General features: G+C 51.1%; 11 protein-coding genes. All 11 read right to left on the reverse strand.

Annotation, left to right across the window (positions count from 1 at the left end):
- On the reverse strand, positions 1–862 hold an 862-nt coding region (locus M0P74_17770; GenBank protein MCK9365434.1), incomplete at its 3' end, for a hypothetical protein.
- 84 nt (positions 863–946) lie between these two features.
- Positions 947–1,522 carry a sugar transferase gene (locus M0P74_17775; GenBank protein MCK9365435.1) on the reverse strand — a complete coding sequence of 192 codons (576 nt, stop codon included), beginning with the start codon at positions 1,520–1,522 and terminating at the stop codon, positions 947–949.
- Positions 1,523–1,686: 164 nt separating this feature from the next.
- A complete protein-coding gene (locus M0P74_17780) occupies positions 1,687–2,022 on the reverse strand; it encodes a helix-turn-helix domain-containing protein (protein MCK9365436.1) in 336 nt (111 codons plus the stop codon).
- Positions 2,015–2,383, reverse strand: coding sequence for a type II toxin-antitoxin system RelE/ParE family toxin (locus M0P74_17785; GenBank protein MCK9365437.1), 369 nt, complete (start codon positions 2,381–2,383; stop codon positions 2,015–2,017). The genes M0P74_17780 and M0P74_17785 overlap by 8 nt, the downstream gene beginning before the upstream one ends.
- Positions 2,384–2,505: 122 nt before the next feature.
- The gene (locus M0P74_17790) at positions 2,506–3,255 is read right to left on the reverse strand and encodes a YdcF family protein (protein MCK9365438.1); all 750 of its coding nucleotides are present in this window, start codon (positions 3,253–3,255) and stop codon (positions 2,506–2,508) included.
- 20 nt (positions 3,256–3,275) lie between these two features.
- Positions 3,276–3,578 (reverse strand): type II toxin-antitoxin system RelE/ParE family toxin, encoded by a 303-nt coding sequence (locus tag M0P74_17795; GenBank protein MCK9365439.1) that lies wholly within the window; start codon positions 3,576–3,578, stop codon positions 3,276–3,278.
- A complete protein-coding gene (locus tag M0P74_17800) occupies positions 3,556–3,819 on the reverse strand; it encodes an AbrB/MazE/SpoVT family DNA-binding domain-containing protein (GenBank protein MCK9365440.1) in 264 nt (87 codons plus the stop codon). Before M0P74_17800 ends, M0P74_17795 begins: the two co-directional genes overlap by 23 nt.
- Positions 3,820–3,918: 99 nt before the next feature.
- Positions 3,919–4,689: an NAD-dependent epimerase/dehydratase family protein gene (locus M0P74_17805; GenBank protein ID MCK9365441.1), complete on the reverse strand. Its 771-nt coding sequence runs from the start codon at positions 4,687–4,689 to the stop codon at positions 3,919–3,921.
- A gap of 300 nt (positions 4,690–4,989) precedes the next feature.
- On the reverse strand, positions 4,990–5,379 hold the full coding sequence (locus M0P74_17810; protein ID MCK9365442.1) for a type II toxin-antitoxin system VapC family toxin: 390 nt from the start codon (positions 5,377–5,379) through the stop codon (positions 4,990–4,992).
- Entirely contained in the window at positions 5,376–5,603 is a 228-nt protein-coding gene (locus M0P74_17815) for a hypothetical protein (protein MCK9365443.1), read from the reverse strand. The genes M0P74_17810 and M0P74_17815 overlap by 4 nt, the downstream gene beginning before the upstream one ends.
- 308 nt (positions 5,604–5,911) lie before the next feature.
- A complete protein-coding gene (locus tag M0P74_17820) occupies positions 5,912–6,493 on the reverse strand; it encodes a hypothetical protein (protein MCK9365444.1) in 582 nt (193 codons plus the stop codon).
- Between the last annotated feature and the right edge of the window lie 100 nt (positions 6,494–6,593).

A 6,593-nucleotide genomic window follows, 5' to 3' on the forward strand; every position in this document is an offset into this window, starting at 1 on the left:
TGATGCAGCGGGGATGAACGCAGGAGCCGGTGTTGTAATAGGCTCGATCGGAGGAAATATGGGAACGTGCCCTCTTATTTCCTCGGGGTCTCCCCATCCTTCCCTCAAGATACATCCGTTCCGTAAGTGAGAGGTTTTCAAAGACGGGCCGGTGGGTGTGGCCGGCAATGATCGTGTCGATCAAATCTCCCTCCCCCTTCCGGGGGGAGGGTCGGGGTGGGGGGCATGTTTTGGGTGGGGGGGAAAATGGGGCTCTGTCCCTAATTATGCCCTTCGTCGCCCAGCCATGCAGCGTTTCGTCTATCTCATCGCAGCGGCCGGGGTTGTTGGCCGCCCGCGTCGGGTCTTTGGCGCCCATGCGTTGCGCGAAAGTCCATATTTTCCGGATCACGAATTTGGCCGCGCGCGCGAAGACGCTGCTGACCGAATTGTCGGCCTGGTGGCCGTGCAGCATCAGGATGTGCCCGTCCAGAAGGGCCGCCTCATAAACGACGATGCCGGGAAACAGCCTGCGGAGCTTCTCTTCGTTGTCCTTCCAGTAGCTATCGTGATTGCCCCAGATTTTGATGTAGCGGGTCTTTTCGGGATCGCTGTCATGAAACGCGGCCAGCCGCTCGTAAATCGAGGTGTGGGTGATGTAAATCTGCTGGAAGCGCTCGACTTCCCAAAGCTCCTCCGCGTCGCCCAGCTCGATCAACGTGAAGCCTTCCGCGAGGTAATAGTCGAGGGCGCATTTGAAGATCAGCGAATTGGCGGCAAAGTCATCGCTCCCCGTCCCGTCGCCCCGATGGGCGTCGGAAAACACGATAAACCGCGAATCGGCCGTGCTGAAAAGGTTTATGGTCTTAATATCGCGCTGCATAATCCCCACTCTTTTTCCTTTACTCAGTCCTCAGCACTCAGCACTCAGCACTCAGCACTTTTTTTTCAGCACTCAGCACTTTTTTTAATGACTCACATTCTCCGCTCTCGTAACCTTAAAAAACGTCAAAAAAAGTATCCTCAAATCAAACAAAAATGATTTGTTGTTGAGATAATACTCGTCAAATTCCACCTTTTTCGGAATCGGAATATCGTCCCGGCCATTGATCTGCGCCCAGCCCGTAATCCCCGGGATTAATCGATGCACACCGCGTTCCGTCCGCAAGGCAATCAGATCATCTTGATTGAACAACGCCGGCCGGGGTCCCACAAAGCTCATATCCCCTATCAAAACACTCCACAATTGCGGGAACTCATCCAGACTCCATTTCCGCAGCGAAGAACCTATCGGTGTCAGAAATTGATCGGGATCCGCTAATAAGTGCGTCGCAACCGCAGGCGTATCAATCCGCATCGTCCTGAATTTCGGCATCCTGAAAATCCCGTTGCCCACGCCCACTCGATCGGACCAATATAAAAAAGGCCCTTTTGATGTTGCTTTCACCAAAAGGGCAATGATAATCATCGGCACGATTAATACTAAAAGTAGAATTATCGTAGCAGTTAAATCAAATAATCGCTTAACGACCTTATAAACCACCGTATTCCCGCATCTCCTGGATTGTCTGGGGTTGGTTTAATCTTGCAGATTGAACCAAAACACTAACAAATGGTTCAGGCTGCAAGCCTGAACCAGCAGAAGCACTTGTCTTTCTCCCGGCAAAACGCTAAAATGCAAGACCTGCCCCCCAAATATTCACTTCTTCATGCAACAGCCAACATCAGATGCCCAACTGGTTTTGCCGCAGGTTTAACCTTGATCTCGATGTCGTAGCCCAACCGGTTCAAACAATCCATTAATTTGCGCTCAGATACGTTGGAAAAATCACCGCGAAGCAGGCCCGATAGTTTTGGTTGAGGCAACCCCATACGGCGCCCGGCTTCCTCTTGCGACAAGCCAAGATTGCGCACAGCTTTAGTGATTTCAATCACGAGGCCAGACTTAATTTTGAGTTTATCCGCCTCAGGCAAGTCGAGGTCGGCAAAGACATTGCCTGAACTCATCTCTATTTCGACGCCATCAATCATTCGCTTATTCATCCCGCATCTCCTGTAAAAACTTCTCCGCGACTTTCAGGCGTTCGCGGATGATGTCCATATCCGGCTTTGGTGTCGCAATGCCGCTCTTGCTCTTTTTCTGGAACACATGCAATACAAAAACCGCATTCTCGAACTTGACTGTGTATGCAGCGCGGTAAGTGTTTCCCTGGTCATTCTCAACGATCTCCAGTACGCCCGCACCGCCAAAGCCTTTCAGAACTTTGGCTGCATCGTGCTGCTCTCCGCGCTGGGCAAAGTCCAAGGCATGACCAAAGAACTTGCGAACAATCACGGGCAGCGCCATTAAGTCTTTTTTGCTGCTACCCAACCATACGAGCGGTTTTTCTTTTTGATTCGCCATGGAACATTATACCTGAACAGATATAAAATGCAAGCAAAGATCCCTTGCCTTGCAACTGGGGTTGGTTCAATCGTGCAGATTGGATCAAAACATTAAGCAACTAAGAACTCATAACTCAAAACTTATGTTTGCCCCCTTACCAACCCCCAACAAAGCCCAAGATACTCATAAAAGGCCCTTTCCGTATTGGCCAAGGTCCCGGCTTGCGGGAAAAAGTCTGTAACTTGCAAAGGCGCCCATACAGCCCGAAAATCTGTAGGGGCCGCAATCGGTTGCGTGCCGGAACGAATAAACATCCTCATTGCTCGCGGCATATGGCTGGCAGAAGTCACCAGATAAAAAGGGGCCTGCCCCAAACGATCCCGCAAAAATTTTGCCTGATCGATGGTGTCCCAGGAAGCCGACTCCAATATTATTCTCTCCCGTGCCACACCTTGATCAAGGGCAACTTGCTGCATGATCAAGGCGTCTGGAGAGATTCCCTGATAATCCCCACCGGAAAGAACCAACCGCGACTGAGGGATGAGGCGGCTGAGCCGCACCCCTTCCAGTAAACGTTTCAAGCTGGCGTCACCCAATCGGTCTTCCGGAGTGAGAGCTTTATCTCCCCGGGAACCGCCGCCAAGTACCACAATCCATCGCACCTCTTTATTCAAACTGGACGATGAAACGGGTTGATATTGACTTTCCAGAGGACGCAAAATCAAGTAGCCAAAGGGAGCAAAAGAAAAGAGGTAAAGAATTGCAACTCCCGCTAAAACAATCGACCTTCTTCTTTTCTTAAGAAAAACACCCAAGAGGAGAAGCTCTATAACCAATGCCAGGGGAAAGAAAAATCGGCTGACCAGCTTCTTAAGGACGAACATCATCATTGGGGGCTTTCCCCGACCTTTCAGCGGGGATGGCGATAGAGGTCGTCATGGTCGAGGAGACGCAGGAGGTGGAGCGATGCCGACCAGTCCGGGTTTCCCGCCGGCAGCGTTTTCTCCGGATCGAAGGAGAGGCGGTATCGCTGGTCCACGCGAGCGGCCCACGCCGTCGGGTCATTGACGATGCGCTCCAAGTGCAGGCCGGGATGGAGAGGATTTCTTTCAAGAAGACCCAGGGTCTTCGCGATCTTCTTCATGATCTCCGGTTGACGACGAAAGCGTTCCGCATCCTCAATGAACTTCTCACTCGGGATCAGTTTCGGCATGCGCCATCTCATCGGTCAACCAGACCGGCATCGCCGCGGCGCCGCTTTCCCTGGCTTCCTTCAGTTTCGCCAGTCCCTGCTCATTCAGATGAACGGCCGGATAAACCGCCACAGGCTGCAGGATGAAGCCCCCCCCGTCAGCAACCGACAGATCCAGACACGCGCCCGCAACGAGCCCCAACTGCCTCCGCAGGGAGGCGGGAAGGTTGATACTTCCCCTTTTGTCCACCGTGATCAACATGTTTTCACATCCGTTTTCTAATCCGGTAGGGTTGATTCCCCGCCGATGGTTTCCTCATACCCTATTCATGTCATTATGTCAATATGTCAAACTATTTTGTTACCGCATTTCCCCGACCGTTTCTACCCAACCGGCGGCCAGATCATATTGCGGCACAAAACCCAGTTCATCGCGAATTCGCCGGCTATCCACAGCGATGTCTTCAGTGTACTTGTCTATGGTTGCCCTTGTAACAGGCGCCTGAAGACCAAACAAATGCGCACCATCTTCCATCAACCCTGCCGCCCGGCGCACGGGCGACACAGGCAATGCAAACCCCGGCGGCTTCCGTCCCAGAGCATCACAGATCGTTTCAATAATCTCATTCAAAGTATGAAAACAACCATCCGATACATTGAAAATCTTTCCCGCCGCCGCATCGTGTGACACGGCCACCACGGCGGCACGTGCCACATCCTTGTCATAAACCAGTGTGCGACGGTTGGCACCCTTCCCCACAGGAATGAAGCGGCCCCGTGCCAGAGACCGCACAAGCCGTTGGTAATTTCCCTTGATCCGACTGCCATACACAGCACCGAGGCGCAAAACAGTCCCCAAGGATTGACCGTCGGCGCCTCTCGCATTCAAGACAATCTGTTCGGCAGCACATTTGGTTTGAGCATAAAAAGTGTCAGGATGAGTTGGCGACATCTCATTGAGCACGCTACCATCTGAAGGCCCATACACCGCAATCGTACTGAACAAGACAACGCGCTTCACACCCGCCTTGATTGCAGCTTCAACTACCGTCGCTGTTCCGCCAATATTTACACGCTCGTATTTTTCACGTAATTCAGGCGGCGGATTGACAATGTGCAGGAGCGCCGCCATGAGAGCTTTATCCCAAAATGTTGTTAATTGTCATTCCCGTGAAAACGGGAATCTGGTCTTTTCGGGAACTTATAGATTCCCGCCTGCGCGGGAATGACAAAAGGGTATAGATTTTCAAAGCTCTCGCCATATGAACGACTGAATCCACGCCTTGCATTGCTGATTGGACCGCCACTTGATCAGTGACATCGCCAATCAAAACTTCTACGCTTTGCGGGAATGTGCCCGATGTAGTAGGATCGACCGAAAAGGAAGCGATCTGACAGCCTGTTTGGTGCAACGCATGGACGAAACAACGGGTTATAACAATCTGTCTGCAAGTTCTTTATATCGGGAGAATTTTTTGTCTGCTGACATCAGTTGCGCATCTTGGCTCAGCGCGGTGGCAATGATGATCCTGTCCTGCGGATCGCTGTGATGTTCAGGCAAATCCACAGCGATACTCGCAATGGCGGGCGTTATGGGCAACAGATTGATACCGGAGCCTTCCAGTGCTTTTTCAAACCAGCTCGTTCTGCTGCAGGGCAATTCAATTCGGCTATGAGCATCAAGCCATGCAACTTCAAAACAGCTTATGGCAGAGACAGCGACAACGTCAGCGCTTTGGATCAGATCGTTTCTGACCTGCCCAATGAGATCGATGCTCTCATTGACCCACCACAACCAGATGTGCGTATCCAGGATAATCATTTGGGCAAATTCCAGTCTTTTTCGGAAGCAGTGTTAAAAATATTGCCCATCAGCCGCATCTTTCCGGCAATGTCCCGATGTGGAAAGCGACGCGCACGTTTTTTTTGCACCGGCTTATCAACGATCAGATAAATGACTTCCACCTGTTTGTTGGGAGGAAATTTCGGCAATCCCTTCAGGTTACCCTTGTGATCGGTATCAAGCAGCAAACGCTCTGTATTCATGATTTATTCCTCTTTTTCATTCCATCCTTAAAAAGTACATTAACCTTCATCAAAATGGGGAAAGCCATCATAACTGAAATCAAAATATTGTCCATAGGATTTTCTGGATCAAACTGGCGCCCATAAAAATGGGTGGGTTCTTTACTGTCGAGTAGATTAGTTTCTCCTGATGCTACAGGGTGATGTTTGTGTTCTCCGTTTCTGCCTGGTTTCCCGGCAGTGCCACATTATCTCAACCATACATCAGTTGGCTCTAACCCCTCTCAGAACCGTGCTTGCGCTATTTACGCACACGGCTCCTCACATGGTCAATTCACAGAAGATCCAAACATACTGACCTTGATCCTTGGTTTCGGTAGAGGAAAACGCTTCAGCATCTCATTGAACTTTTGCCAGTTGAGACAGCCACGTTTACCACGACGGTTCAGCCACTTAAACAGCAGCTTTTTCACTTCCTCTCCGAACCGTGCAATGCCTCGCCTGTTGTCGGATACGCCGTAGTAGTTGTAATGACCTCTCAATTTGGCTTTGGCTGTTTCCCAAAGTTCTTTGGTCTTCAGAGTTCTGGCATTCTTCAGCCATTCCTTGAAGATTTTCAGCTTGGCGATAAACTTCTTGCGGGCTGTCACCCGCTTCATCCGAAACCCTTTGCCGTTCCGCTTTGTCCCGCAGTAGTGGGTAAAGCCCAGAAAATCAAACGTCTCTGCCCTTTCCCCTCTTTGCTTGGCATTCTGGACGGCGAATCTTCCAAACTCCATCACTTTGGTCTTCGTCGGTTCCACCTCAAGCCCAAACTTGCTTAGACGTTCGACCAGCTCCACGCGAAACCGTTCCGCCCCCTGCTTATACTGGAAGCAAACGACGAGTCGAGTAGCGCAGGGGAATCTCACTCCCACGCTCTCACAGAACCGGACGTGAACCTCTCAGCTCATCCGGCTCCTATCGTCCAGCCGCCAACTGAAGAAACTGCCAATGGGCAAACAACTTTGG

It is taken from the genome of Syntrophales bacterium (assembly GCA_023229765.1).
Lineage (GTDB): Bacteria > Desulfobacterota > Syntrophia > Syntrophales > UBA5619 > DYTH01.